Origin of the sequence: Macrococcus epidermidis, assembly GCF_003259695.1 — a bacterium.
GTDB lineage: Bacteria > Bacillota > Bacilli > Staphylococcales > Staphylococcaceae > Macrococcoides > Macrococcoides epidermidis.
In genome coordinates this window covers 1-486 of the sequence record NZ_PZJH01000024.1, presented here as the reverse complement: position 1 = coordinate 486, position 486 = coordinate 1, and the positions used below count along the sequence as shown (strand labels likewise).

Annotated in this window: 1 protein-coding gene; it reads left to right on the top strand. The window is 45.1% G+C overall.

What is annotated here, in order from left to right; translation table 11 throughout:
- Positions 1-486 (top strand): Rib/alpha-like domain-containing protein (locus BHU61_RS13245; protein ID WP_275542463.1); only part of this gene is annotated, 486 nt, incomplete at both ends.

Here is a 486-nt window from a genome sequence, read left to right as displayed (position 1 = left end):
ACAGCACCGAACTACGAAACACAGACGGTAACAATTCCAGTTACAGTAACGAATGGTACACAAACAGAGACAGTGGATGTCCTGGTAACAGTTCAACGTGATACAGATGACGACGGTATTCCGGATGTAACAGATACAGATGATGACAATGATGGCATCGCAGATGTGAATGATCCAACACCAAAAGTTCCAAGTATTTTAGCTGAAACAACTACACCAACGGTGACAAACGAAGTGATTGAAGTAGGAGGCACACCGGTTATCACAGATAACATCGGAGGTGTTCCTGCCGGAACCACGGTGAAAGATGTAACGCCAGCAGGCGCAGTGGATACAAGTAAACCAGGCACATACACAGGTGTCGTGGAAGTAACATATCCAGACGGCTCAAAAGAGACAGTAAATGTCCCTGTAATCGTTCAGGATAAAACAGCATCAGACGCACCGGTAATTAAAACGGTAGATTCAGATGATACGGTAGTGACA